Origin of the sequence: Billgrantia sulfidoxydans (genome assembly GCF_017868775.1) — a bacterium.
Taxonomy (GTDB): Bacteria; Pseudomonadota; Gammaproteobacteria; order Pseudomonadales; family Halomonadaceae; genus Halomonas; species Halomonas sulfidoxydans.
In genome coordinates, this window is the sequence record NZ_CP053381.1 from 3,606,429 (window position 1) to 3,631,935 (window position 25,507).

20 protein-coding genes are annotated in these 25,507 nt (G+C 67.6%); 8 read left to right on the forward strand and 12 right to left on the reverse strand.

Annotation, left to right across the window (positions count from 1 at the left end; genetic code table 11):
- The first annotated feature begins 146 nt into the window (after window positions 1-146).
- Window positions 147-929 carry a transporter substrate-binding domain-containing protein gene (locus HNO51_RS16615; protein ID WP_197448358.1) on the forward strand — a complete coding sequence of 261 codons (783 nt, stop codon included), beginning with the start codon at window positions 147-149 and terminating at the stop codon, window positions 927-929.
- Between the two features lie 64 nt (window positions 930-993).
- A complete protein-coding gene (gene iadA, locus HNO51_RS16620) occupies window positions 994-2,142 on the forward strand; it encodes a beta-aspartyl-peptidase (RefSeq protein ID WP_209537911.1) in 1,149 nt (382 codons plus the stop codon).
- 15 nt (window positions 2,143-2,157) lie between these two features.
- Here the strand turns inward: iadA and cadR are convergent, their stop codons facing one another.
- The gene (cadR, locus tag HNO51_RS16625; RefSeq protein WP_197448360.1) at window positions 2,158-2,616 is read right to left on the reverse strand and encodes a Cd(II)/Pb(II)-responsive transcriptional regulator; all 459 of its coding nucleotides are present in this window, start codon (window positions 2,614-2,616) and stop codon (window positions 2,158-2,160) included.
- A gap of 78 nt (window positions 2,617-2,694) precedes the next feature.
- Between cadR and HNO51_RS16630 the strand changes: the two genes are divergently transcribed.
- Window positions 2,695-4,929, forward strand: a complete 2,235-nt coding sequence (locus HNO51_RS16630; protein WP_209537912.1) for a heavy metal translocating P-type ATPase — start codon at window positions 2,695-2,697, stop codon at window positions 4,927-4,929.
- On the opposite strand, the gene HNO51_RS16635 is transcribed toward HNO51_RS16630, so the two are convergent.
- Window positions 4,904-6,106 (reverse strand): cation:proton antiporter, encoded by a 1,203-nt coding sequence (locus HNO51_RS16635; RefSeq protein WP_197448362.1) that lies wholly within the window; start codon window positions 6,104-6,106, stop codon window positions 4,904-4,906. The two genes, HNO51_RS16630 and HNO51_RS16635, sit on opposite strands and share 26 nt — an antisense overlap.
- 164 nt (window positions 6,107-6,270) lie before the next feature.
- On the opposite strand from HNO51_RS16635, the gene HNO51_RS16640 reads away from it, so the two are divergent.
- On the forward strand, window positions 6,271-7,521 hold the full coding sequence (locus HNO51_RS16640) for an NAD(P)/FAD-dependent oxidoreductase (protein ID WP_209537913.1): 1,251 nt from the start codon (window positions 6,271-6,273) through the stop codon (window positions 7,519-7,521).
- A 16-nt stretch (window positions 7,522-7,537) separates the two neighbouring features.
- On the opposite strand, the gene HNO51_RS16645 is transcribed toward HNO51_RS16640, so the two are convergent.
- The 8 genes from HNO51_RS16645 to HNO51_RS16680 all read right to left on the reverse strand — a co-directional run bounded on the left by HNO51_RS16645 (window position 7,538) and on the right by HNO51_RS16680 (window position 16,805).
- Window positions 7,538-8,257: a glutamine amidotransferase-related protein gene (locus HNO51_RS16645; protein ID WP_209537914.1), complete on the reverse strand. Its 720-nt coding sequence runs from the start codon at window positions 8,255-8,257 to the stop codon at window positions 7,538-7,540.
- A gap of 58 nt (window positions 8,258-8,315) precedes the next feature.
- On the reverse strand, window positions 8,316-9,497 hold the full coding sequence (locus tag HNO51_RS16650; RefSeq protein ID WP_209537915.1) for an iron-containing alcohol dehydrogenase: 1,182 nt from the start codon (window positions 9,495-9,497) through the stop codon (window positions 8,316-8,318).
- Between the two features lie 19 nt (window positions 9,498-9,516).
- The gene (locus HNO51_RS16655) at window positions 9,517-10,902 is read right to left on the reverse strand and encodes an aldehyde dehydrogenase family protein (RefSeq protein ID WP_209537916.1); all 1,386 of its coding nucleotides are present in this window, start codon (window positions 10,900-10,902) and stop codon (window positions 9,517-9,519) included.
- A 164-nt stretch (window positions 10,903-11,066) separates the two neighbouring features.
- Window positions 11,067-12,446, reverse strand: a complete 1,380-nt coding sequence (locus HNO51_RS16660; protein WP_209537917.1) for a glutamine synthetase family protein — start codon at window positions 12,444-12,446, stop codon at window positions 11,067-11,069.
- A 151-nt stretch (window positions 12,447-12,597) separates the two neighbouring features.
- Window positions 12,598-13,656 carry a TRAP transporter substrate-binding protein gene (locus tag HNO51_RS16665; protein WP_197448368.1) on the reverse strand — a complete coding sequence of 353 codons (1,059 nt, stop codon included), beginning with the start codon at window positions 13,654-13,656 and terminating at the stop codon, window positions 12,598-12,600.
- A 79-nt stretch (window positions 13,657-13,735) separates the two neighbouring features.
- On the reverse strand, window positions 13,736-15,058 hold the full coding sequence (locus HNO51_RS16670; protein ID WP_209537918.1) for a TRAP transporter large permease: 1,323 nt from the start codon (window positions 15,056-15,058) through the stop codon (window positions 13,736-13,738).
- A complete protein-coding gene (locus HNO51_RS16675; RefSeq protein WP_197448370.1) occupies window positions 15,055-15,582 on the reverse strand; it encodes a TRAP transporter small permease subunit in 528 nt (175 codons plus the stop codon). The genes HNO51_RS16670 and HNO51_RS16675 overlap by 4 nt, the downstream gene beginning before the upstream one ends.
- Window positions 15,583-15,773: 191 nt before the next feature.
- Complete coding sequence (locus tag HNO51_RS16680) at window positions 15,774-16,805, reverse strand: LysR family transcriptional regulator (protein ID WP_242597136.1); 1,032 nt, start codon at window positions 16,803-16,805, stop codon at window positions 15,774-15,776.
- A 21-nt stretch (window positions 16,806-16,826) separates the two neighbouring features.
- On the opposite strand from HNO51_RS16680, the gene HNO51_RS16685 reads away from it, so the two are divergent.
- On the forward strand, window positions 16,827-17,627 hold the full coding sequence (locus tag HNO51_RS16685; protein WP_209537919.1) for a TraX family protein: 801 nt from the start codon (window positions 16,827-16,829) through the stop codon (window positions 17,625-17,627).
- 6 nt (window positions 17,628-17,633) lie between these two features.
- Here the strand turns inward: HNO51_RS16685 and HNO51_RS16690 are convergent, their stop codons facing one another.
- Complete coding sequence (locus HNO51_RS16690) at window positions 17,634-19,976, reverse strand: putative bifunctional diguanylate cyclase/phosphodiesterase (protein WP_209537920.1); 2,343 nt, start codon at window positions 19,974-19,976, stop codon at window positions 17,634-17,636.
- A gap of 234 nt (window positions 19,977-20,210) precedes the next feature.
- On the opposite strand from HNO51_RS16690, the gene HNO51_RS16695 reads away from it, so the two are divergent.
- The 3 genes from HNO51_RS16695 (at window position 20,211) to HNO51_RS16705 (ending at window position 24,355) form a co-directional block, all read left to right on the forward strand.
- Window positions 20,211-21,650: an ethylbenzene dehydrogenase-related protein gene (locus tag HNO51_RS16695; protein WP_242597137.1), complete on the forward strand. Its 1,440-nt coding sequence runs from the start codon at window positions 20,211-20,213 to the stop codon at window positions 21,648-21,650.
- Entirely contained in the window at window positions 21,647-22,207 is a 561-nt protein-coding gene (locus HNO51_RS16700) for a DUF2231 domain-containing protein (RefSeq protein WP_197448373.1), read from the forward strand. The genes HNO51_RS16695 and HNO51_RS16700 overlap by 4 nt, the downstream gene beginning before the upstream one ends.
- Before the next feature lie 132 nt (window positions 22,208-22,339).
- Entirely contained in the window at window positions 22,340-24,355 is a 2,016-nt protein-coding gene (locus HNO51_RS16705) for a PhoX family protein (RefSeq protein ID WP_209537921.1), read from the forward strand.
- Between the two features lie 91 nt (window positions 24,356-24,446).
- Here the strand turns inward: HNO51_RS16705 and HNO51_RS16710 are convergent, their stop codons facing one another.
- A complete protein-coding gene (locus HNO51_RS16710) occupies window positions 24,447-25,502 on the reverse strand; it encodes a YeiH family protein (RefSeq protein ID WP_197448375.1) in 1,056 nt (351 codons plus the stop codon).
- Window positions 25,503-25,507: the final 5 nt, after the last annotated feature.

Below are 25,507 nucleotides of genomic sequence, written 5' to 3' on the forward strand. Positions count from 1 at the left end.
CTTCCCGGCCGTATCGGCACGCCCCGTGCCAGCCGATGCCTCACGGTCCCTGTGCCCGTGATCGCATGACCCGTTGCCGCGCGTACGCGGCGACCCCCTAACCACCGCAACGCACCACAACAAACGCCTTCCCGGGAGGAAGCCCCATGCGTTCTATCCAACTGTTCCTGGCCGCCGGCCTGGTCGCCAGCCTGTTCTCCGGTATCGCTCAGGCCCAGGACGACGACATTCGCCTCGGCGTCGACGTTCCCTACGAGCCCTTCATGTTCCGCACCCCCGACGGGGAGTTGACCGGCTTCGAGATCGAGCTGGGCAACGCCGTGTGCGACTACCTCGAGGCCAGCTGCACCTGGGTCGAGCAGGACTGGGACGGCATCATTCCTGGCCTGCTGGCACGCAAGTACGACGCCATCCTGTCTTCCATGTCGATCACCGAGGAGCGCGCCCAGCAGGTGCTGTTCTCCGAGCCCTACTACACCACGCCGAGCGTCTGGATCACCGCCAACGACCGCGACATTGACGTCGAGGATCGTGACAGCCTCGAAGGCATGACGGTCGGCGTACAGCGCGCCACGCTGCAGGACAACTACGTCTCCGAACTCTACGGTGACCTGGTGGAGATTCGTCGCTACACCAGCGCCGACGACGTGGTGACCGACCTGCGCGCCGGCCGCCTCGACCTCACCTTCATGGACTACCCGGTGGCCGAGTCGACCATCGCCATCGATACCGCAGGCAGCGACTTCAAGCGTATCAGCGGCTTCATCAAGGAACCCCAGCACATCTTCGGACAGGGCGTGGGGGTGGCCTTCCGCAAGCGCGACCGGGAGCTGGCCGAGCGCTTCAACGAGGCGCTTGCCGCGCTCAAGGAGAACGGCACCTACGACGCGCTGATGGAGAAGTACTTCAACTACGATATCAAGCTGTAACGCGGCTTGACCCCACCCGCGAGCGCCGGCGCCCGCCGGCGCTCGTCTTTCCTCAGGAGCCTGCATGCTGACCCTGCTGAAGAACGCCCGCCTCTACGCCCCGCGCGCCATGGGACTGTGCCACCTGCTGATCGCCGACCGGCGCATCGCTGCCGTCGTGCCTGCCCCTGAGTCGGTGCCCGCGGCCGGCTCGGCCATCGAGGCGATCGACCTCGAGGGGCGCCGGGTGATTCCCGGGCTGGTCGACCCGCTGGTGCACTTCATCGGCGGCGGCGGCGAGGGCGGCTTCGGCACTCGCACCGCCGAGCTGACGCTCGCGGACGCCCTGGCCTCCGGGGTCACCACCCTGGTCGGTGCACTGGGCACCGACGCCCTGACCCGCACCCCGGCCAATCTGCTGGGCAAGGCCCGCGAACTCGCCGCCGGCGGACTGACCACCTACTGCTACACCGGCTCCTACCAGCTGCCGCCGGTCACCCTGACCGGCTCGGTAGGCAGCGATATCCTGTACATCCCCGAATTCATCGGCCTCGGCGAGGTGGCGATCAGCGACCATCGTGGCTCGCAGCCCTCCGCCTTCGAGCTGGCACGCCTGGCCTCGGAGGCCCGCACCGCCGGCATGTTGGCGGGAAAATCGGGCATCGTCTTCATTCACACCGGCGACGCCCCTTCCCATCTGGAGCCGCTGCGCGCGGCGAGCCGCGACAGCGCCATTCCCCTCGCCCAGTTCCTGCCGACACACATCAACCGCACCGCCGAACTGTTCGAGGACGGCCTGCGTTTCGCCCGCGAGGGCGGGCGCATCGACTTCACCACCAGCACCACGGCGGAGCTGCTGGCGGGCGGCGAGATCGCCGCCGCCGAGGCCGTGGCCCGCGCCCTGCACGCCCGCGTCGAACCATCGCGTATCACGCTCTCCTCGGATGCCAACGCCTCGCTGCCGCGCTTCGATGCCGAGCGTCGTTTCATCGGCCTCGAGCCCGGCCGGCTCGCCAGCCTGTTCGAAGTGCTCGGTGAGTGCGTCGACGAGCAGGGTATCGCCCTGGAACAGGCCATCGGCGTGGCCAGCACCCACGCTGCCGACGCGCTCGGCCTGCCCGCCAAGGGGCGGCTAGAACCCGGCCGCGACGCCGACCTGCTGGTGCTCGCCGAGGACGCGTGGGCCATCGATGAGGTTTGGTCGCTGGGCCGCCGGGTCCATCGGCGCGACTGAGCCGACCGCCAAGCTTCAGCGGCCGCCGTGCGGCCCGGGAACGTGGCTGGGCTCGCCGGTTTCGGCGGGCAGCTGGCTCGCTGCCGGCTGGGCCAGCTCCTGAAGGATGCCGCAGTGGCTGGAGTCGGTCTCGCCTTGGCAACGTGAGCGCAGGGTCGCCAACGCCTCGCGTAGCGCCTGGAGCTGCTCGATGCGCGCCTCGACGTGGGCCAGATGGTCATCGATCAGGCCGTTGACCGCGTTGCACGGTTGACGCGGGTTATCGTGGTAGTCGAGCAGGGTGCGAATCTCGTCGAGCGTCATGTCCAGCGTGCGGCAGTGGCGGATGAAGCGCAGCCGCTCGGCGTGGGGCTCGGCATAGAGCCGGTAGTTGGCGCTCGAGCGAGCCGGCTCGGGCAGCAGCCTTTCCCGCTCGTAGTAGCGGATGGTTTCCACCGGGCAACCGGTGCGGGTGGCCAGTTCGCCGATCTTCATGGTGGCCTCTCAATCGCTTGACTCTGTAGTCACTACAGGGTGTTTCCTCATGGTAGACCATCCACACGGAGTCCTACCATGGCGGAACGATCCTGCTGCTCGGGCAGCACTTGCCCTACCGCCGCGCCTGCGGCCCCGCCCCGGCGCGATGCCCTCCCCTCCGACGCACAGTCGCTGCACCTGCGCATCGAGGCGATGTGCTGTCCCACCGAGGAGGGACTGCTGCGCCGGGCGCTGGAAGACATGCCGGGCATCGAGCGGCTCGACTTCGACCTGATCGGCCGCAAACTTACCGTGCACCATCGCGATGTCGGCGAGGAGGCCATTCGGCGCCGAATCGCCGCCACCGGCATGACCGCCGAGCGCGATGACCCAACCCAGCGCACGGCGCCGACGGCGAGCGACGAGGCGCCCTGGTGGAAGCTGGGCGTCGCCACGCTGCTGGCGCTGGCGGCCGAGGCCAGCCACTGGCTGGGGCTGGCCGAACCCTGGCTCGCCGCGGCCTTGGCGCTGGCCGCCATCGCCCTGGTCGGCCTGCCGACCTGGAAGAAGGGCTTCATCGCCCTGCGCCACCGCACGCTCAACATCAACGCGTTGATGAGCGTGGCGGTGGCCGGCGCGTTGCTGATCGGCCAATGGGCCGAGGCGGCCATGGTGCTGGTGCTGTTCACCCTGGCCGAGCGCATCGAGGCGCGCTCGCTGGGCCGGGCGCGCAACGCCATTCGCGAGCTGCTCGACCTGGCGCCGGAACGCGCCAGCGTGCGCCAGGCCGACGGCAGCTTCCGCAGCGTGGCGGCCAGCGACGTCGCCGAGGGCAGCCTGGTGCGGGTCCGCCCCGGCGAACGCCTGGCGCTGGACGGCAGCATCGCCGAAGGCCACCCGGCGCTGGACGAATCCCCGATCACCGGCGAGAGCCTGCCGGTGGACAAGGCGCCGGGCGAGGCCGTGTTCGCCGGCAGCGTCAACCAGGGCAGCGAGTTCCTCTACCGCACCACCCGCGCGGCGAGCGACACCACCCTGGCCCGCATCATCCACACCGTGGAGCAGGCCCAGGCCAGCCGTGCGCCGACCCAGCGCTTCATCGACCGCTTCGCCGCCGTCTACACTCCCACGGTATTCGCCCTTGCCCTGCTGGTGGCGCTCACCCTGCCGTGGCTGTTCGGCATCGGCTGGCTCGAGGGCACTTACCGCGCCCTGGTGCTGCTGGTAATCGCCTGTCCCTGTGCGCTGGTGATCTCCACGCCGGTAACCATCGTCAGCGGCCTGGCCGCCGCCGCGCGCTCGGGCATCCTGATCAAGGGCGGCAACGTGCTCGAGCAGGGCCACCGCCTCACGACGCTGGCCTTCGACAAGACCGGCACCCTGACCCGGGGCCGCCCCGCACAGCGGACCTGGCAGCCGCTCGACCCGACGCTGGACGCACCTGATCGAGACTGGCTACGTGCGCTGGCGGCGGGCCTCGCCGCACGTTCGTCGCACCCGGTATCGGCGGCCCTGGCGCGCGCCGCCGAGGCGGACGGCGTCGCCCCGCTGGAGGTGAGCGACGTGCAGGAGCTGCCCGGCCACGGCGTCGTCGCTCAGTTCGGGGGACGGGCCGTATGGCTCGGCAATCGCCGACTGATGCAGCGGTTCGCAACGACGGACGAGGCGCTCGACGCCCAACTGGCCGAGCACGAGGCTCGCGGCGAAACGCTGGTGCTCCTGGGCGAAGCGACCCGCCCGCTGGCGCTGTTCGCCGTCGGCGACCCACTGCGCGCGGAGAGCCGCGAGGCCATCGAGGCGCTGCACCGTCTGGGCGTGACCACGCTGATGCTGAGCGGCGACACCCCGGCGAGCGTGGCTGCGGTGGCGGCCCAGGCGGGCATCGACGAGGCCCACGGCTCGCTGCTGCCGGAGGACAAGCTGGCAATGATCGAGGCCCGCGCCCAGCAGGGCTCGGTGGGCATGGTCGGCGACGGCATCAACGACGCCCCGGCGCTGGCCCGCGCCGACATCGGCTTCGCCATGGGCGCGCTGGGCAGCGACGCCGCCATCGAGACCGCCGACGTGGCCCTGATGGACGACGACCCGCGCCGGCTCGCCGACTTCCTGCGCCTGTCGCGGCGCACGCGCAACATTCTCGTACAGAACATCGCCATCGCCCTGGGTCTCAAGGCGGTGTTCATGGCACTCGCCTTCACCGGCCACGCCACCCTGTGGATGGCGGTGTTCGCCGACATGGGCGCCAGCCTGATCGTGGTGGCCAACGGGCTGCGCCTGCTGCGTCAGCCAGGCGCCCAGGGGCGGGTCAGCGAAGCACCCGCCGGACCATGAACGGCCCTGCGACCTCGAACACGACCGTGGAGGCCACTACCGCCGAGAGCAGCATGCCACCGTACTCGGGGTATCGTTCACTGACCAGCAGCGCCATGCCCATGGCGATGCCGGCCTGGGGCGTCAGGGCCAGGCCAAGGTCGTGCGGCAGTTCGCGGCGCTGCTGGCGGGCGAGACCGCCCGCCACAACGCCCCCCAGGTAGCGGCCCAGCGTGCGCAGCAGAAGGTAGGCTAGGATCAAGCCAACCGAGGCGCCGACGTAGCGCAGGTCGATGCTGGCTCCCGAGAGAACGAAGAAGAACACCAGGAAGGGCCATTCGATATGCTCGATCTCGTTGAAGGAGCGAGTGTGATGGGTCGAAAAATTGGCCACCAGAGCACCGGCGAACATGGCCGCCAGCAGCGCCGATACCTCAAGCCACTCGGCAAAACCGGCCAGCAGCAGAATCAGGGCGATGGCTTCGATCTGGGTGGGCTCACCGGGGCGTAACCGGCCCGTCAGCCACACGGCCGGCACGCCAATGAGCGCCCCCAGTAGCAGCGCCCCACCCAACTCCCAACCCGCCTCGACCATTGCCGTCCCACCGTCGCCCGAGACATGCCAGCCGAGCAGCGCCATCGCCAGCCCGAACGTTAGGATGCCCCAGGCGTCGTCGATGGCGACGATGCCCATCAGCAGCCGGGCACGCAGCCGTGTATCGTGCTTCTCGCGGATCACTTCCCGCACTTCGGCCGGGTCGGTGGCCACCGAGATCGCCGCCAGGCTCACCGCGACCAGCAACGGAAAACCTAGCAGCAGCAGGCCGCAGCCGACGACGACAATACTCACCCCCAGCACCGCGAGGGAGACGAGCAGGATCAGCGGCCCCGTACTTCGCAGCCTGTCGAGCGTCAGCTCGCCTCCCAGCAGGAAGGCCACCATCACTAGGGCGACCTGGATCAGCGGCTCGCCAAGCCCCTCCAGGGGGCGCCCTCCCTCGTGCCCCAGGCCCCACTGCTGGACCACGGCGACAGCCACGCCCACCAGTACCAGCAGCGAGATGCGCGGCAGCCGGGTGCGATTGGCGATGGTATCGGCCAGGATGCTGAAGCTGAGTATCAGGCCGAGCAGGATGAGGTTGGTCGTGGCAAGGTCGAGGGGCTGGATGGCTACCTGCCAGGCGTCGCTCAACGTCATCTCCCTGGGTCTCCGTGTCTCGCTCGAAGGTGTCTGCTGGTCCTCAGCGTATCCTCCCGCAGGGTCCAGGGCGATGCCTGTCCGGCTTGTCGTTCAACGCCGCGACAGTGAGAATCGTAGGCAGGACGTTACGACAACGACACCCCGACACAGGCGATACGACAATGAGCCAGCCAACCCAGCGCGCCGAGATCATGGTCATCGGCGCCGGTATCGTCGGCCTGGCCTGCGCCTGGCACCTGCAGCGGCAAGGCTTCGAGGTCACCCTGGTCGATCCCGAGCCGCCCGGCGCCGCGGCCTCCTCCGGCAACGCCGGCCTGCTGGCCAACTTCGCGATCGAACCCTTGGCGCATCCCATGCTGTGGCGCGAGATGCCGCATTTGCTGCTGTCGCCGCACTCCCCCTTTCACCTGCGCTGGCGTCACCTGCCTGGGCTCGCCCCCTGGCTGTGGCGCTTCATGCAGCGCGCCAATCGCCGCAGTGCCACCCAGGCGACCCAGATCCTGAGCGAACTGCTGGCACCGTCGATCGACGATTGGCGGCACATCATCGGCGACCTGGAAGACACCGGCGACCTGCTGCAGCAGCGCGGCAGCCTGTGCTTCTATCTCAGCGCCAAGGGGTGGCACGAGGCCCAGGCCGAGTTCACCGAGCGCGAGCGTTTCGGTATCAAACAGGAGCGCCTCGACGCTCGTGCCCTGGCGGAGCTGGAACCGGCCCTCGAGGGCCTGGCCCAGGGCGGCATCCTGTTTCCCGACGCCTGCCACGTCAGCGACCCGCTGACCCTGGCCCAACGCCTGGCCGAGCGCCTGAAAGGCCGCGGTGTTCAGCTGGTGCGCGCCAGGGCGCAGGGGCTCGCGTCGCACGCCGGCGGCGTTGGCATCGACACCGATCAGGGGCCTTGGCAGGCGGAAAAGGTGGTGATCGCCGCGGGCGCCTGGTCGCGCCCCCTGGCGCTGGCCGCCGGCGACCGCATCCCGCTGATCTCCGAGCGCGGCTATCACCTGGAATTCTCTGCCGCCAAGGAACTGGTCAGCCGGCCTTGCAGCCCCGGGGAGTACGCCTTCTATCTCACGCCGATGCAGGGCCGCCTGCGCATCGCCGGCACCGTGGAGCTGGGTCACAACGACGACCCGGCCAATCCCCGGCGGCTCGACTACATTCGCCGTCACGCCGAGAGCCTGTTCGGCCCGCTCGGCGAGCCCAGCCACACCTGGCTCGGCCTGCGCCCCTCGCTGCCCGACTCGCTGCCGGTAATCGGCCCCGCCTCGTCCCTGCCCGGTGTCGGCTACGCCTTCGGCCACGGTCATCTGGGGTTGACCCTGGCGGCCACCACCGGGAGGCTGCTGGCCGCCAGCATCAAGGACGAAGCACCCGACTGGTTGAAAGCTTGTAGTGCCACGCGCTTCCGCTGACGGCATGGCTTCGGGATCAGCCGCGCGCCGCTATCGCACGCCGCAGGAAATTAAGGATCCAGCGCGCCATCAGGGTGTCGTCGACCTCGGTGGCAAGCGAGCTCTGCCCTTCGCGCACGCGCTCGTCGCCGACCAGCTCGCGGCGCAGCGCCATGAGGTCGCGGGAATACGCCTTGGTGAACTCGGGATGGCCCTGCACGCCGAGGAAGTGCTCGCCGATCTGCATCAGGTAGTGGGGGCAGAAGTCGCTGCCGCCGACGACGACGGCCTCGGGCGGCAGCGCCTCGATCTGATCCTGGTGGCTGACCAGCAGGTCGAGCCCCGGCTGCCAGGGTTCCATCCATTCCGCCCGCGCCTGGATGCGGTTGAACGACATGCCCACGCCCCAGCCGCGTTCGCTTTTGACCACCTCGCCGCCCAGCGCCTTGGCCATCAGCTGATGGCCGAAGCAGATGCCCACCAGCGGCTTGCCGGCGCGCCACAGCTCGCGCACGAAGTCGCACAGCGCATCGACCCAGGCCAGCCCATCGTTGACGCCATATTTCGAGCCGGTGGTCATCCAGGCATCGACGGCATCGATGTCGTCGGGAATCTCACCGTCCAGGCAGCGCCACACCTGGAACTCCAGCGTGGGCTCGACCTGCCGGAACAGGGCGGCGAACATCTCGGGGTAGTTGCCGTGGGCCTCGCGCAGTTCCGGCGCCACGTCATCGCACTGCAGAAGTCCGATGCGCATCGGTGAATCTCCTTTCATTGAGCCATCCCTGCCGTCTCGGCCTGCCACAACGGCGCGATCAGATCCGGCCTTCCACGGCGGCCACGAAGATGCCGCGGTACTCGTCGGCGTCGAAAGCGACCGGGTTGGTGCCCGACGAGGGATCCGCCACCGCCATGCGCCCGACCTTGTCGGCCTGACGCGTATCGATGCCGAGTTCGGCCAGGCTGTGCGGAATGCCGAGCCGCTCGCGCAGGCCGAGCACCCAGTCGATCACCGCCGCCGTACCCGGCTGGTCCAGGTTGAGATAGCGCCCCAGGCGCACCATCGGCTCGCCGATGGCGCGCTCGTTGGCACGCAGCACGTAGGGCATCAGCACCGCGTTCAAGGTTCCATGGTGGGCGTCGTAGAGCGCGCCGAGCGGATGCGCCAGGGCATGCATGGCGCCCAGGCCGCGCTGAAAGGCGGTGGCCCCCATGCTCGACGCCACCAGCATGTTCATGCGCGCCTCGAGGTCGTGGCCATCGCTGTAGGCGCGCTGCAGGTAGAGGTCGATGCGGCGCATGCCCTCCACCGCGATGCCCTCGGCCATGGGGTGAAAGAGCGGCGAACACCACGCCTCCAGGCAGTGCGACAGCGCATCCATGCCGGTGGCGGCGGTGACCGCCGGCGGTAGCCCCACGGTGAGCTCGGGGTCGAGGATTACCGAGGCCGGCACCATGCCGGGGTGGAAGATGATGCGCTTGACGTGCTCCGCCTCATCGGTGATCACCGAGGCGCGCCCCACCTCGGAGCCGGTGCCGGCGGTGGTGGGCACGGCGACGATGGGGGCGATGGCCCGGGCATCGGCATTCTTCCAATTGTCGCCGATGTCCTCCAACGACCACAGCGACAATCCCTCACGCTGATTGGCCATCAGCGCCACCGCCTTGGCGGCGTCGAGCCCCGAGCCGCCACCGAAGGCGATCACGCCGTCGTGACTGCCGCTGCGGAAGGCGGCGATGCCGTCGAGCACGTTGCGCCCGGTGGGGTTGCCCTTGACCTGGCTGAACACGGCGATGCGCAGGCCAGCATCCTGGCACGCCTGCACGCAGGCCTGCACCATCGGCAGCGCCGCCAGGCCGGGGTCGGTGACCAGCAGCGGCGCGCCCATGCCCAGCGCCTTGCAGGCCTCGGGCAGGTCGCGAATCCGCCCCGCCCCGGTGAGGATGTTCGAGGGATAGTTCCAGCCCATGGTGTAGTGGTTCATGTCGTGGCTCATGGCGTTCTCCTGGGCCAGCTCAGGCGTGTTTGAGGTGGAACGACTTGGGCCGGGTCAGCGTCTCGTAGCCGACGCGGGACAGCGAACAGCCGCGCCCCGATTGCTTGACGCCGGTCCAGGCCAGCTCCGGGTCGAGGTAGTCGCAGCGGTTGGTGAACACGGTGCCGGCTTCCAGACGTCGGGCGATGGCCTCGCCCGCCGCGATATCGCGGGTGAACACGGCGGCCGTAAGGCCGAAGTCGCTGTCGTTCATCAGCCGCACGGCTTCGTCGTCGTCCGCCACCGGCATGATGCCGACCACCGGGCCGAAGCTCTCCTCGTGCATCACCCGCATCGAATGATCGACCTCGGTCAGCACCTGCGGCGCCAGGTAGGCGCTGCCCGGACGCGACAGCGGATACTCGCCGGGGTCGACCCAGGCCTTGGCGCCGGCGGCGACCGCCTCCTCGATCTGGCCGCGCACGAAGTCCGCCGCCGCGGGGCGCACCAGCGGCCCCAGGGTGGTCGCGGGATCGGTGGGGTTGCCGAGCTTGAGCTGGCGCACCCAGGCCACCGCGCGCCCGACGAAGTCGTCGAGGATCGATTCGTGCACATAGATGCGCTCGATGCCGCAGCAGCTCTGGCCCGAGTTGAAGAAGGCACCGTCCATCACTCCGGGCACCGCTTCGTCGAGGTTCACATCGGCGCGGATGTAGGCCGGGTCCTTGCCGCCCAGCTCAAGCCCGGTGGCGATGAAGCGCCCGGCGGCGTTGCGCTCGACCATCGCCCCGCCCGCCACCGAGCCGGTGAAGGAGACGTGGGCGATGCGGGCGTCGCGAATCAGCGCCTCGGCGGCGTCATGGGAGAGGTGCAGGTGCTGGAACACGCCCTGCGGCAGGCCGGCCTCGTCGAAGGCCTGCTGGAAGCGTTCGGCGCACAGCGGGGTCTGGGCGGAGTGCTTGAGGATCACCGCATTGCCCGCCATGATCGCCGGCACCACGGCGTTCACCGCGGTCATGAAGGGGAAGTTCCACGGCGCGACGATGAACGACACGCCCAGGGGCTCGCGGGTGATGTAGCGGGTGAAGCCCGGCTTCTCGGCCAGGCGAATCGGCGCCAGCGCCTCCTCGGCCATGGCGATCATGGTGCGTGCGCGATCCTCGAAGCCGCCGATCTCGCCGCCGGCCACGGCGATCGGCCGGCCCATCTGCCAGGTCAATTCGCGCGCCAGCTCGTCGCGACGGGCAACGAAGGCATCGACCATCCTCGAACACAGCCGCGCCCGTTCGGCCAGGCTCGTCTCGCGCCAGGCCCGCTGCGCCGCCACCGCCCTTTCCAGCGCCGCCTCGACCTGCGCCGGGTCGGCCAGCTCCCGCTCGACGTAGACCGACCCGTCGACCGGGGAAATCGTCTTCTGTATGGCCACTTGGCGTTCTCCTGCTAATTCATTGCCTCAAGTACAAGGTGAGCGCTGAGCGAGCGGTTCGCAGGCAAGGCGGAGCGAAAAGGAGCGAGCGGAGTTGACTGTAGCCAATGAGCATCGCGAGTTTTCGCTCCAACACAGCCTGCGGATCGCGCAGCCAGTGCGGATCAAATAATTTCGAAATAGCGATCGAGCTCCCAATCGGTGATGTGGCGTCGGAACTGGCGTTCTTCCCATTCACGCGTGGCCGCGAAGTGCTCGACGAAGGCATCGCCGAACAGGCTGCGCGCCGCGTCGGAAGCTTTCAACCGCTGGGCCGCTTCCCACAGCGTGCGCGAAAGCGCCTGATGTTCGGGGTGGGCCAGCGCGTAGGCGTTGCCGGTCACCATTTCGTCGGGCTCGAGCCGGTGTTCGATGCCATGGAGCCCCGAGCCGATCGCCGCGGCGAGCGCCAGGTAGGGGTTGGCATCGGCGCTGCCCAGGCGGTACTCGACCCGCTGCGACTTGGCGCTGCCGGGAATCACCCGCAGCGCGGTGGTGCGGTTCTCCACCCCCCAGGTGGCATCGGTAGGCGCCCAGAAGCCGGGAATCAGGCGGGTGTAGCTGTTCACCGTGGGGGCGAACATGGCCAGGAACTGCGGCATCAGCTGCTGCTGGCCGGCGACGAAGTGGCGCTGGACGTCGCTCATGCCGTGGGGCTTGTCGGCATCGAAGAAGGCCGACTCGCCGCTGTCGACGTGATTGAGCGAGAGGTGGATGTGACCGCTCTGGCCGGGGTAGTCCGGCGACCACTTGGCCATGAAGGTGGCCATCAGCCCGCGGCGCTGCGCCCACACCTTGGTGAAGGTCTTGAACAGCGCGCCCTTGTCGCCGGCGGCCAGCGCCTCGTCGACGCGGATCGCCGCCTCCAGCACGCCGGGGCCGGTCTCGGTGTGCAGCCCCTCGATGGGAAAGTCCATCGCCTCGGCCAGGCCGAGCAGCTCGTGATAGAGCTCGCCGTGAACCGAACTCCTGAGCATCGAGTAGCCCATCATGTCGGGGGTGAACGGCTTGAGGTCGCGAAAGCCCTTCTCGCGCACCGACTCCGGCGTCTCCTGGAACAGGAAGAACTCGTACTCCAGCGCGCCGCAGGCGGAAAAGCCCATCGACTCGGCCTTGGCCAGCACGCGGCGCAGCAGCCCGCGCGGGCAGATCGTCTCGGCCGGGCCGGTGAACTCGGCCAGGAACAGCAGCATGTCGCCCTCGCAGGGCAACTCGCGGCAGCTCTCGGGAATCACCCGCAGGGCGGCGTCCGGATAGCCGGTGTGCCAGCCGGTGTACGTCACGTTGTCGTAGAGTTCGTCCTTGCTGTCCCAGCCCAGCACCACGTCACAGAAAGCAAAGCCATGCTGCAGGGCATGGAAGAACTTGTCGCGGCGCATGTACTTGCCGACCATCACGCCATCGATGTCGAACATGCCAACCTTGACGTGGCTCAGCCCGCGCTGTTCGACGATGCGCCGGGCGTCGTCGGCACTCTTCACGTCTCTCGCCTGGAGTCGGCTCATCGCTGCTTCCTCGTCCACCCTTCGTTGTCATTGTTCTTCGAAACCGTTCTTCGAAACCTTTCTTCGAAACCGTTCGTCAAAACTGTGCTTCGAAATTGTTCGATGAAAACCGGCGGGAGCACCGGGACGGCCCGGCGCCCCCGCCCCTCCCTCAGCCGTAGCGATAGGGAGGCCCGGCCTGCTGCATGGTCTGGCGATAGTCCTTGAGGATCTGCACCACCCGGGCGCTGCGCTCGCTCTCCTCGGCGATCTCGTCCCAGAAGGCCAGCGCCTCGTCCTCGAGCCGCTGCCACTCCTCCTCGGGGATCGAGGTCAGCTCCAGCTTGCCACCGGTGGTGCGGTAGTGGGCCTCGCCCCACCAGTACCAGTGCTGGCGGTAGTAGTGGGAGCTATCCATGCACAGCTTGAACAGGGTCTTGAGATGCTCGGGTACCTCGTTCCAGCGCTCGGTGTTGGCAAAGTAGGAGCCGGCCCAGGCGCCGGAGATGTTGTTGGTCAGGTAGTAGCTGCTGACGTCGGCCCAGCCCACGGTGTAGGCCTCGGTGATGCCGGCCCAGGCGATGCCGTCGAGCTCGCGGGTCTGCATGGCGACCTCGATGTCCTCCCAAGGCAAGGTCACCGGCACCACGCCGAAGCGGCTGAGGAAGCGCCCCGCGGTGGGGAAGGTGAAGACGCGCTTGCCCTCGAGGTCGTCGAGGCTGCGAATCGGCTCACGGGTAACGAAGTTGCACGGATCCCAGGCGCCCGAGCCGAGCCAGGTGACGCCCTCGACCTCGCCGTAGGCCTCCTCCCAGATCTCCTTGAGGCCGTAGTGGTGGAACAGCGCCGGCACGTCGAGGCTGTAGCGCGAGGCGAACGGGAAGTAGCCGCCGAACACCGAGACGTCGACCGGCGCATTGATCGAGTCGTCATCGCTCTGCACGGCGTCGATGGTGCCGCGCTGCATGGCGCGGAACAGCTCGCCGGTGGGCACCAGCTGGTCGGAGTAGTAGAGCTCGATCTCCATCTCGCCGTTGGCGGCCTTGTTGAAGGCGTCGATGGAGGGCTTGATCACGTGCTCGGCCAGCGCCGGCCCGGCGTAGGTCTGCAGGCGCCAGCGGATCGGGCTGCGCGACTGGGCATGCACGTAGGGCGCCGAGAGGGTCGTGGCCCCCACGGTGGCGGCGGTGGCCAGGCCCGCCTTCTTGAGGAAATCGCGACGATTGGTCATCTCTCTTCTCCTGCTGTTGTTGCTTGTTGTGGGAAGAAACGCGGTGCTCTTTCGTCGTGCCGGGTTCACCTCCTGGAAGTCAGTAGCCGCGATAGAGCTGCGGCAGCCACAGCGCCAGCTGCGGGAAGATGGTGATCAGCGCCAACCCGATCAGCATGATGCCGACGAAGGGCCAGACGCTGCGGTAGATGTCGCCCAGCGAGATCTCCGGCGGCGCCATGGCGCGCATCAGGAACAGGTTGTAGCCGAACGGCGGGGTCATGTAGGCGATCTGCACGGTGATGGTGTAGAGCACGCCGTACCAGATCGGATCGAAGCCCAGGCTGATCACCAGCGGCACGTAGAGCGGTGCCACGATCACCAGCATGGCGGTGTCGTCGAGAAACATGCCGAGCAGGATGTAGGAGAGCTGCATCATCACGAGTATCTGCCACGGGCTCATGCCGATGCGGTCGAGGAACACGTTCTCGATGGCGCGCACCGCACCGAGGCCGTCGAACACCGCGCCGAAACACAGCGCGGCGAGGATGATCCACATGAACATACAGCTGATGCCGAGCGTCTTGTGCACGGTGCTCTCGATCACCTTCCAGGTCAGGCGGCGCTTGACCAGTGCCGCCAGGGTGGCGGCCAGCGCCCCCACCGCCGAGCTCTCCACCAAGCTGGTCACGCCCATCAGGAACAGCCCGGTCATGAAGAAGAAGATCAGCAGCGGCAGCAGGCCGGCGCGCAGCAGCTTGAGCTTTTCGGCCAGGCTCATCTGGCGCTCCTCGGCCGGCAGGGCCGGGCCGAGATGCGGCTGCAGGCGGCAGCGGATGACGATGTAGAGCACGAACAGCCCGGCAAGGATCAGCCCCGGGATGGCTCCCGCCAGCCACAGCTGGCTGACCGGCTGGCGCGCGATCATGCCGTAGAGCACCAGCACCACGCTGGGCGGCACCAGGATGCCCAGTGAGCTTCCGGCCTGGATCACGCCGGTGACCATGATCTTGTCGTAGCCGCGGCGCAACAGTTCCGGCAGGGCGATGGTCGCGCCGATGGCCATGCCCGCCACGCTCAGCCCGTTCATCGCCGAGACCACCACCATCAGGCCGATGGTGCCCACCGCCAGGCCGCCCTTGAGCGAGCCCATCCAGACGTGAAACATCTCGTAGAGTTCGCTGGCGATGCCCGACTCGGAGAGCATGTAGCCCATGTAGATGAACAGCGGCAGGGTCAGCAGCGGGTACCAGTTCATCAGTTGGATGGCAGCACTGAACGGCATCTCCACCCCGCCCTGGCCCCACAGCAGCAGCGCCGAGGCGGCACCGACGAAGCCGATCACAGCGAACACCCGCTGCCCGGTCAGCAGCAGCAGCATCATGGTCGAGAACATCGTCAGGGCAATCATCTCGTAGCTCATTCGAGACGCTCCCCTTCGAGTACCACGCCACGCGCGCGCGCAACGTCCTTGAAGAAAGTCGAGAAGGCCTGCAGCAGCATGAGGAAGATGCCGAAGGTCATGACGATCTTGATCGGCGCCAGGGGCGGCGCCCAGGAGGTGTAGCTCTTCTCGCCGTAGCGCAGGGCGTACTCGGTGCTGGAGATGCCGCCGGCCAGCAGCGCCCCGAGGAAGACCAGCAGCAGCACGATGGTCAACGCGTCGACGAGGGCCCGGGTACGGTCTGACCAGCGCGAATAGAACAGGTCCATGCGCACATGGGCGCCCATCTGCATGGCGTAGGCGCCGCCCAGCAGGTAGTAGGCGGCCATCATGAACTGCGAGACCTCGATGCTCCAGATCAGCGGGCTGTTGAAGGCGGTACGGGACACCGAGGCGAAGAGCAGCACGCCGATCATGACGAAGATCATGAACATGACGATGCGTCCCACCACCCGGTTGAACGCATCCACCCAGCGAACGTAGAGCGTTATTATTCTTGGCATCGTTCGGCCGACCTTGAGGGTTGCCTTGAGTTTCGCTCAAGTCTTTGGACGAAATCGTGCGGTGCGCAACGAGCATCGGTTATAGCGACGCCTGAAGTATCGAAGAAATCGATAGTGCCTCGTGACAGGGCGCATGTGCCCCACCGAGCCCCTCATCGGGGCACGACAGCATGAAGGGAATAGGGGAGCGCTCAACCCTGGGTCACGACCTCGGCAGAGAGCCAGGGCAGTTCCTGCGCCAGTTGGGTGCGGAAACGCTGCTCCAGCAGCCGGCGTCCATCGCGGGCCAGCAATGCAGGCAATTCTCCCAGCTCATCGCGCCGGGCCACCAGCGTCAGTTCCCGCACCAGCGGCGCCAGCGGCAGGGGGGCCACCGTGACCTGGAGCATGTCGAGGCCGGCCTGATAGAGGCACAGCGGCGTGGTGACGGTCCAGCCCGCACCGGCGCTGACCAGGCGCAGCACGGCAAAGGTGTTGTCGAGATGCAGCCGGGCCGGCAGTTCGAGCTGGTTGAGGCGCAGATGGCGCTCGATGGCCTGGCCGATCAGCGACTGCGGCGTATAGCGCACGAAATCCAGATGTCGCGCCAGCCAGCGCAGGTTGTCCAGCGGACCGTTCCAGGAGAGCGGCACCACCAGCACGAAGGGCTCGCGCAGCAGGGCATGGCGCTCCAGGCCGTCGTAGTTCTCGAGCCGGTCATCGGAAATGATGATATCCACGTGGCGGGTCAGCAGGGAGTGGCCGTGCATGTGCGACAGCCCGGTGGTCAGGGTATAGTCGCGGGTGTAGCGTCGGATCAGTTCGATCAGCGGCTGCCCCACCGCCGTTGCCAGCGAGTCGACCAGCGCCAGGCGTACCTGGTGGAGCTGGCCGAAACCGCCGCTGACCAGCTCGCGGCGGGTGCTGCGCGCGTCGTCGAGCAGGCGCCGGGCGCGGTCGTAGAAGAAGCGTCCTGCGCTGGTCGGTTCGAGCGGACGGGAGTGGCGCTTGAACAGCGTCACGCCCATGCTCTCCTCCAGGTTGGCCAGGCTCTGCGACACCGAGGATTGCTTGAGCCCCAGCCGCCGGGCCGCCGCACTCTGGCTGCCCTGCTCCAGGGTCTCGACGAAGATTTCCATGCTGCGAAGATCGAAACCGAAGCCGCTGCGCATCTGTCTGCCCTCGCTCACGTCATCCGGGCGCTGGAACTCCCCCCGCAGCGCACCGGTCTGAAAGGCTGTCATCCGTCACGCCAGGGAGGTTGCATGACCGTACAGGCCACCGTCCGGCCGCTGCCCGAGCGCCCCGTCTCCACCTGGACCGGCTGGGGACAGTGGCTGGCGCTCGCCACCATGACCCTCGACCACCTGACCCGCTACGTGGCGCCCGATACCTGGGAGCTCGGCTGGGCGGGGTCGTCGCTGGGCCGCATCGCCTTCCCCCTGTTCGCCGCCATGGTTGCCTGGCATGGCCTGTTCAACACGCGCAACCCGTTGCGCTACGCGCGGCGTATCCTGGTCATCGGGCTGGCTGCCCAACTGCCCTACATGCTGATGCCGCGGGCCTCCGACGCCTTCCTGCTCAACGTCTGCTTCACCCTGGCACTGGGCCTGGCCTGGGGTGCCTGGCTGCGCGACCTGCTCGCACGCCAGCGCAGCGGCAGCCTGGGCAGCGCCTGGCTGGCGGCGGCGCTGGCCGCCTCGCTGGCAGTCTGGTACCTGCTCGGCGAGTGGTTCGAGTACGGCCATCGCGGGCTGCTGCTGGTCCCGCTGTTCATGCTCGCCATGCACCACCTCCACACAGCCGGCGAGACGCTCGCCGAGCGCCTCGCCGCCGTGGCCATGGCGGCTCCGCTGCTGGTCGTGGCGGGGCTGATGAACAGCTCCGACATGGCCAAGTCGTTCACCGTCGCCACCTGCCTCGCCGTGCTGTGGCTGGCTGCCGGCGCCCACCGCCTGACCCCGGTCGTGCCGACCGTCATGCCCCGCCGGCTGTGGCTGGCCTGGTACCCCGGCCACTTCGCCCTGATCGCCCTGTGGCTGTGGGCCAGCGGCGGGCTCGGCTGAGCAGCGTCATCCTGCGTCCGCCCCCACCCGCTCGGCCAACAGCCACTCGAAGTCTTCGAGCGGCATGGGGCGGTGGAAGTAGAACCCCTGGAACAGGCGACAGCCTCGCATCAGCAGGAAGTCCCGCTGCGCTCGATTCTCCACCCCCTCCGCCACCACGTCGATGCCGAGATGCTGGGCCATGGCCAGGATCGTTTCGACGATGGCGGCATCGCTGCCGTCGGCATCGAGATTGCTGACGAAGCTGCGGTCGATCTTGAGTTCGTCCAGCGGCAGCGACTTGAGATAGGCGAGCGACGAGAAGCCGGTGCCGAAATCGTCGAGGGCCAGGTGCACCCCCAGCCGCTTGAGCGCCTGCATGCGCTCGACGGCATCCTCCAGCCCATCGATCATGATGCTTTCGGTCAGCTCCACGACCAGCCGCGCCGGATCGATGCCATGGGTGCCGGTCACCCAGGTGAGCCCTTCGACGAAGCCGGGCTGGGTGAAGTGGCGCACGCTGATATTGACCGACAACCGCGGCAGGACGTCGGCCGGCAGGCGTGACAGCAGCCCGCAGCAGCGCTCCAGCATCCAGGTCTCGAGTTCGACGATCAGGTCGCTCTCCTCGGCGATGGCGATGAACACTTCGGGCGAGACCCAGCCATGGCGCGGATGCTGCCAGCGCATCAGCGCCTCCCCGCCGATGATCCGGCCGCCTTCGTCGAGCTGGGGCTGGAAGGCGATGCTGAGCTGGTCCTCGGCCAGCGCAAGCCGCAGGGCCTGCTCCATCTCCAGGCGCCAGCTCATCTGGGTCTGCATGGAGGGTTCGTAACCGCAGATCTGCGCCCGTCCCTTCAGCTTGGCCTGGTACATGGCGGTATCGGCGTGGCGCAGCACGTCGCCCACGTCTTCGTCGCCCAGTGGGAACAGCGTGTAGCCGATGCTCGGCGTCACGCTGATATGCTGCCCGCCCAGGTCGTAGGCCCGGCGCAGGGTCGAGAGCAGCCGCTCGGCACGGTGCTCGGCCCGCCGCAGCTCGGCCCCGCGGTCGGCGCTCAGGGCCGGCATCAGCACCACGAACTCGTCGCCGCTGAGGCGCGCCGCCATGGCCTCCTTGTCGAGGCTCAGCAACAGGCGCTTGCTGACCTGGCGCAGCAGCTCGTCACCCACCGCATGCCCCAGGGTATCGTTGATGATCTTGAAGCGATCCAGGTCGAGGAACATCACCAGCCCGACGCGACCGTCGTCACGGCGGTCGCGGATGGTCGAGGCCAGCGTCTCGATCAGCAGGCGCCGGTTGGGCAGCTCGGTGAGCGGGTCGAAGTAGGCCTGGCGGTGGATGGTCTCTTCCGCCAGCTTGCGCTCGGTGAAGTCCTCGATGATCGCCACGCCTCCCACCACCTCGCCGGCCTCGTTGCGCAGGGCGCTGTAGAAGGCGCGCAGCGGCGTCTGCTTGCCGCTGACCACGGTGCGGTAGGTGCCCTCGAAATAGCCGGTGCCGCTCTCCAGCGCGTCGCGTATCGCCCCGGTCACGCGTTCGTCGTTGAGCTGCGTCAGCAGGTTCATCCCCAGCAGGCGCTGCCGGCTGGTACCGAGGATGTCGAGGCACATCTCATTGCAGTCGACCACCCGCCCCTCGCAATCGAAGTGCAGCACGCCCAGCGGGGTATGGCGAAAGATCGCACGGTAGCGCGCCTCGCTGACCCGCAGCTGCCGCTCGCGCGAAGAGACGATCAGACGCAGGGCGATGTTGTCGGTGATGGTGCGATGCAGCCGCCGGTTGGTCATCAGCACCAGGCCCAGGAACAGCATCACCATCGCGGCCAGCAGCAGGGAGAGCGAGGTGCCCTGCAGCAGCAGCTGACCCAGCAGCGGCAGCATGGTGGGCAGCACGAACAGCGGCGCCATCCACGCCACCGAGGAGAGCGTGGTGACCCCGCCGGCGGCGATCCCGGTCAGCACGATCGCCAGCGCCGCCAGCTGCTCATGGTGTTCCATGGTGAACATCGACAAGCCGGCGATCCCCCACAGCCCGCCGGCAAGGCCGGCGCCCCAGGCAAAGCGGTACAGCCAGCGCCGCTGAAGCCGTCGCTTCGCCGGCTGGCGCTGGTAGTACCAGGCCAGCCACAGGCGGCCACCCGAGACGGCGACCAGCGCGCCCAGCCAGCCGATCAGATAGCTCGGCGGCAGGATCGGCCACATGGTGCCTACCAGCAGGCAGGCCGCCAGGACGCTGGCCAGTACCGGCTGCCACAGCCGCTCGTAGAGCAGACGCACCTGCTCGTGGGCCAGCTGACGACGATGGGAAACATCCGATAGCGCTGCCGCGTCGTGCTCGCGTTGCTCATCCTGAAGGAGGAAGGACATGCGGGGGTCCGAGTCGATTGTTGTTTTGCTGCCCTATCATGACTCGATAGCGCACCGTTTGGCGAGGCGGCCTCTCAACGCAATTCGGCTGTCGCCCAGCGCAGCAAATCCCGGCGCGCTTAACCGATGTGATGGCTTGTTGCGCCTCTCTTGACCTGAGTCAGTTCGCTTACCGAAGCGTGGTCCACACTGATAGCCAGCAACATACGCTTACCTCATGATTCAGGAGTTCACATGTCGAGTCATGACAAGGGCGCCGGCCAGTGGTTGGTCCTCGGCCTGCCGATCGCCCTCGGCCTGGCCTGGATTACCCAGGGCACCGGGGTGATCGGCAACGACCCCGAGCGCAACATCTGGATTCCAGACGACCTGACCATGCCTCTGCAGGTGCAGGCGGCCTACAACGGCGAGCGCATCTTCTTTCGCTATCGCTGGCCCGCCGAGCGTGCCCACGTCTACCACGATATGCTGCGCTACGAAGGTGGCAATTGGGTACGGCACGGGGCATCGCGCGTCGGGCCAGACCCGGACGGCACCTACGAGGACCGGGTCACCATGCTGGTCGGCGACGGCGGCGTACCGGACTTCGGCCGCTACGGCGGCTATGTCACGGTTGGAGACCGGATGCGTTTCTTCACGGACTCGGCTAGCCCTGCCGAGGTGAGCGCCCACCCCCACCTAGGCGAGACGCTCGGCCTGACGGAGGTCCAGAAGCACCTTCCCGAAACGCGCCGCGACGCCGCCGACTGGCGCAGCGTAGTGGATGCCGAGACCCTCGCCGCCCAGCGCGAAGCCGGCTATTTCCTCGACCTGTGGCACTGGCGCGCCGGCCGCGCTAACCCCATCGGCGCCTCCGACGATCAGTGGATCGGCGAGGACCGCTTCGGTGATGCCGGCCAGGGCCCCTTCACCACCAACTGGGACGGCGCCACCGGCCAGCCGCGTTGGATGTTCGACCCCGAGACAACCGGCATCCACGCGCTGCGCTGGGAAGACGTCCAGGCCGAGACGGTCGACTTCGACGGCATCTACTACCTCTCCCGGGCCATGGCGGTCGACTTCGATCCCGACCACGACTGGCAGGACGGCGATGTCATACCCCGACGCCTGCTCGACGAGGGGGCGGGTTCGCGCAGCGACATCCGGGTGCACGGCGATGCACGCTGGGCAGACGGCTTCTGGGACGTGACCCTGGTACGCGCCATGGACACCGGAAGCCCGCTGGACGACAAGGCGTTCCGCGAGCAGGGCGTCTACGACATCGGCATCGCCGTACATCGCAATGCCACCGGCAGCCGCTGGCACTACGTCTCGCATCCCCATACGCTGGGGCTCGGCCGGCATGCCGACATCCAGGCCCGGCGCATCGACGGCGACTCCCCAGCGTGGAACGACGACTGGTACGAGATGACCCTGTTCTACCCCGGCCAGGTGAACTGGCCCCTGCTGACCAGCCGCGCCCATGCCGGAGCCCCGGACATCGCCGCCGGTAAGCCGGTCCGGCCCCGCCACAGCGAGCAGCAACTGGCGCTCTACGGGGTGGAGAGGGAATTCAACGACGCCATCGTCGGCCAGTGGCGGCTGACCCTGATCGCCGGCCTGCTCACCATGCTCGGCGTCACCTTCGCCCTGCTGCCCGCCTTCCGCCCGTCCCGACGAGGAGAGCGCTCATGACCGGCATGCACCATATGCTCGTCCATTTCCCCGAGGCGTTCTGGGCGCTGGCCACACTGATGATCCTGGTCGGCGCCCTGCCGTCCGGTCGCCTGGCCGAACTCAGCCGCGCCGCCCTGCTGCCGGTGCTCGTGCTCGGCCTGCTCGGCGCCCTGGCCGCCATCGCCAGCGGCTTTCTGGTCTGGCCTCTGGAAGCCAACCTGGCCAGTCCGCTGGCCCGCAACCATGTGCTGATGGCCCTGTGGTCGCTGGGACTCTACACCATGCTCACCGTGCTGGTATGGCGGGCCGGTGCGGCCGCCTTCGACGGGGGCCGACGCTGGGTACTGGTGATCCTGGCCCTGATCGGTGCACTGCTGTTCGCCACCACCGGCACCCTGGGGGGTCACCTGGCCGGAGCCACGACCCGGTTCTCCGAGCTGCTGCGCCTCACCGGCTGGGAGGTCTACACTACCTTCTACAGCCCCGACTGGGTGGCGATGGTGATGGTGTTGATCGGCCTGACCTGCGCCATCCTGGGGTATCGCCGCAAGCGGCCGTCCGGGACCGACGGCTGACCCCCACGCCGCCAGACAGGCGTATCGACGCCCGGCCGGCATGGTGCCATGCCATCGTCTTCATTCGTTCATGCTGATGTCATCTCTGCTGCCGACCATGGGGCTTTCCGTCATTTCACGTGAGGCAGGCAGATGCAACAGCCCCAGCAAATCGGCACCACCGACCCGATCCTCGCCGCGGGCGACGAACCGGCGAGCAATACGTCGCCCACCCCTTATTTCGGCGACGTTCTGGATGCGCGCATGAGCCGTCGCACCCTGCTGCGCGGCAGTCTGGCCGCTGCGGTGGCGGGCGCCATGGCCAGCAGTCTGCCCTTCGGGCGCGCCCTTGCCGCCGGCAGCGCGGCACCGAGCCTCGGCTTCCAGGCGATTCCGGTCAGCACCGCCGATAGCGTGGTGGTACCGGCGGGCTACCGTGTGCAGACCTTCATCCCCTGGGGCACGCCGATCAGCGGTTCCCTGCCGACTTTCTCGCTTGAGGCGAGCGGCGAGGACCAGGCGCATCAGGTGGGCAGCCACCACGACGGCATGCACTTCTTCCCGCTGGAGGACAGCTCCCGCGACGGCCTGCTGGTGCTCAACCACGAATACGTCGAGCCGCGCTTCCTGCATGCCGCGGCCCAGGGCCTGGCGCTCGATTCCGAGGGCTTCCCGCAACACGAGGACGGATCCCGCGACGCCGACCAGGTGCGCAAGGAGCTCAACGCCCACGGCGTCTCGGTGGTGCGAGTGCGCCAGGCTGACGACGGCCAGTGGCAGGTGGTCGAGGACGAACGCAACCGGCGCATCACCGGCCTGACGCCGATGCGCCTGGCCGGGCCGGTGGCCGGCACCGAGCACGTGGTGACCAAGTACAGCCCCGACGGCAGCATGACCCGCGGAACGTTGAACAACTGCTCCCATGGCGTCACGCCGTGGAATACCTATCTCGCCGCCGAAGAGAACTGGTCGGGTTACTTCGCCAACGAGGATACCGAGATCGATCGGCGCCAGGCGCGCTTCGGCATCCAGACGCGCAGCGAGGGGCGCTATCAATGGCACCGGGCCGAAGGCGGCGCCGACGAGTTCGTTCGCTTCGACGCCACCTCCCGCGGCGCCTCGCCCCGCGAGGACTACCGCAACGAGCCCCACACCTTCGGCTACATGACGGAGATCGACCCTCACGATCCCGATAGTACGCCGGTCAAACGCACCCATTTGGGCCGCTTCGCCCATGAGGGCGTGATCTTCGCCCCCGCGGTGGAGGGCCAGCCGGTGGTCTGCTACTCCGGCGACGACGCCCGCTTCGAGTACATCTACAAGTTCGTCTCGGCCCGGCCTTATCAGGCCGCCAACGCCGACGGCTCGCTGCTAGACGAAGGCACACTGTACGTAGCCAGATTCAACGACGATGGCAGCGGCGAATGGCTGGCGCTCGCCCCGGGTGAGAACGGCCTGACGCCGGGCAACGGCTTCGCCGACCTGGCCGATATCCTGGTCAATACACGCAGCGCCGCGGATCAGGTTGGCGCGACCAAGATGGACCGCCCGGAGTGGGGCGCTGTCGACCCCGCCACCGGCCAGGTCTACTTCACCCTGACCAACAACACCCGTCGCAGCGAGGAGCAGCGCAACGCGGCCAACCCTCGCGCCGAGAATCACTTCGGCCATATCATCCGCTGGCAGGAGGACGGAACGCATGCCGCGGAGCGCTTCCAGTGGGATATCTTCCTGCTGGCGGGCGACCAGGAAACCGGCCGCGACATGAACGGCGAGCCGCTCGACCAGGACGCCATTCTGGCGTCGCCTGATGGGCTATGGATCGATCCGGACCGTCGTGTGTGGATCCAGACCGATATCAGCGAGTCGGCAGTCAACACAGGCGTCTACGCGCCATTCGGCAACAACCAGATGCTCGTCGCCAACCCCGAGACGGGCGAACTCAAGCGCTTCCTCACCGGGCCCGTCGGGCAAGAGATCACCGGCATCGCCATGACGCCGGACCAGCGCACCCTGTTCGTCAACGTGCAGCATCCCGGTGCCAATACCTCGGCTGCGGATTTCGCCGAGGGCCGGCTGGTGAGCCATTGGCCGGAGGGCGGCAGTGCCATTCCGCGCTCGGCAACGCTGGTGATTACCCGCGAAGACGGCGGCATCGTCGGGACATGAAGGGCATCCATCCTGGCGCTGCACATGGCCCTGAGGTCCTGCCCTGGCGGGACCTCATTGGCAGAGACGATACCGACGCTTCGGCAGGAGGTTAGCCGCCTACCCCTGCCAGAAAGATAAACCCCATCACCATGAGTAGCAGAAATAGCGTTTCGGCAACCATCAGGATGACAGGTTTCCAGCCAACAACGGCCAGTTTCTGGAAGGAAGTCTTGATCCCCAGTGCTGCAATTGCCGTGACCAGGCACCAGCGGGACAGATCGGTGAAACCTTCGACCAGCAGTGTTGGAACAATGCCCAGGCTGTTGACGATCACCAGCAGTACGAAGGCCACCAGGAAGCCCGGTAACATGGGCACTCTACTGGCGCCATCCGTCCTCCTCCGCTCATGGCGAAATAGCCACATGAAGGCCATCACCGCAGGGACCAGCATGGCGACCCTCAACAGCTTGACGAAGGTCGAAACGTCGCCAGTGCTTTCGGAAATCATGTAGCCGGCGCCGACTACCTGCGCCACGTCGTGGATGGTGCCACCAAGGAAAATGCCCGCCTGTTCATGGTTCATCCCCAGCACACCCACAACCAAGGGGTACGTCACCATGGCCATAGTGGAAAGCGTCGTCACACCCACCACCGTGAGGATGGTGTTGCGTTCGCTGTTGGCGTGCCGTGGCATTACAGCCGACAGGGCCAGCGCCGCCGACGCCCCGCAGATGGCCACCGAGCCTCCCGTCAGTAAGCCCATCTCGCGATGCAGCCCCAGCAGCCGCGCCAGCACCACACCGGAAAGAATGGTGAAAACCACACCGGCAACGACTGTCAATAGCGGGCCGATCCCCAGCGCCAAGACCTGCTCGATAGTGATGCGAACACCCAGCAAGGCCACCCCTAGGCGCAGTATGGTTCGAGCAGCGAACTCGATACCTGCCAAGCAGCGCTCATCCTCGGAGAGGAAGTGCAATGACATACCAAATAGCAGCGCATACAGCAGAGTGGGGCCACCGTAGTGTTCGGCAAGAAAGGTGGTAGCCAAGGCAATGGTGACACACAGCAACACACCATGCCCCACCCGCGGGATGGTGAGAATCGCCTCCTTGGCTATGCCGAGAGGCCACTGCAGGGCCTGCTTTCCACGCTCAAGCATCATGGCGG

What these genes read in the sequence shown, in the direction of transcription:
- HNO51_RS16675 (WP_197448370.1), bottom strand. Translation starts at nt 15,582, where the DNA reads ATGCCAAGAATAATAACGCTCTACGTTCGCTGGGTGGATGCGTTCAAC.
- HNO51_RS16630 (WP_209537912.1), top strand. Translation starts at nt 2,695, where the DNA reads ATGGCGGAACGATCCTGCTGCTCGGGCAGCACTTGCCCTACCGCCGCG.
- cadR (WP_197448360.1), bottom strand. Translation starts at nt 2,616, where the DNA reads ATGAAGATCGGCGAACTGGCCACCCGCACCGGTTGCCCGGTGGAAACC.
- HNO51_RS16680 (WP_242597136.1), bottom strand. Translation starts at nt 16,805, where the DNA reads ATGACAGCCTTTCAGACCGGTGCGCTGCGGGGGGAGTTCCAGCGCCCG.
- HNO51_RS16705 (WP_209537921.1), top strand. Translation starts at nt 22,340, where the DNA reads ATGCAACAGCCCCAGCAAATCGGCACCACCGACCCGATCCTCGCCGCG.
- HNO51_RS16700 (WP_197448373.1), top strand. Translation starts at nt 21,647, where the DNA reads ATGACCGGCATGCACCATATGCTCGTCCATTTCCCCGAGGCGTTCTGG.
- HNO51_RS16650 (WP_209537915.1), bottom strand. Translation starts at nt 9,497, where the DNA reads ATGAGCCACGACATGAACCACTACACCATGGGCTGGAACTATCCCTCG.
- HNO51_RS16640 (WP_209537913.1), top strand. Translation starts at nt 6,271, where the DNA reads ATGAGCCAGCCAACCCAGCGCGCCGAGATCATGGTCATCGGCGCCGGT.
- HNO51_RS16660 (WP_209537917.1), bottom strand. Translation starts at nt 12,446, where the DNA reads ATGAGCCGACTCCAGGCGAGAGACGTGAAGAGTGCCGACGACGCCCGG.
- HNO51_RS16710 (WP_197448375.1), bottom strand. Translation starts at nt 25,502, where the DNA reads ATGATGCTTGAGCGTGGAAAGCAGGCCCTGCAGTGGCCTCTCGGCATA.
- HNO51_RS16645 (WP_209537914.1), bottom strand. Translation starts at nt 8,257, where the DNA reads ATGCGCATCGGACTTCTGCAGTGCGATGACGTGGCGCCGGAACTGCGC.
- HNO51_RS16690 (WP_209537920.1), bottom strand. Translation starts at nt 19,976, where the DNA reads ATGTCCTTCCTCCTTCAGGATGAGCAACGCGAGCACGACGCGGCAGCG.
- HNO51_RS16685 (WP_209537919.1), top strand. Translation starts at nt 16,827, where the DNA reads ATGACCGTACAGGCCACCGTCCGGCCGCTGCCCGAGCGCCCCGTCTCC.
- HNO51_RS16670 (WP_209537918.1), bottom strand. Translation starts at nt 15,058, where the DNA reads ATGAGCTACGAGATGATTGCCCTGACGATGTTCTCGACCATGATGCTG.
- HNO51_RS16665 (WP_197448368.1), bottom strand. Translation starts at nt 13,656, where the DNA reads ATGACCAATCGTCGCGATTTCCTCAAGAAGGCGGGCCTGGCCACCGCC.
- HNO51_RS16615 (WP_197448358.1), top strand. Translation starts at nt 147, where the DNA reads ATGCGTTCTATCCAACTGTTCCTGGCCGCCGGCCTGGTCGCCAGCCTG.
- HNO51_RS16695 (WP_242597137.1), top strand. Translation starts at nt 20,211, where the DNA reads ATGTCGAGTCATGACAAGGGCGCCGGCCAGTGGTTGGTCCTCGGCCTG.
- iadA (WP_209537911.1), top strand. Translation starts at nt 994, where the DNA reads ATGCTGACCCTGCTGAAGAACGCCCGCCTCTACGCCCCGCGCGCCATG.
- HNO51_RS16635 (WP_197448362.1), bottom strand. Translation starts at nt 6,106, where the DNA reads ATGACGTTGAGCGACGCCTGGCAGGTAGCCATCCAGCCCCTCGACCTT.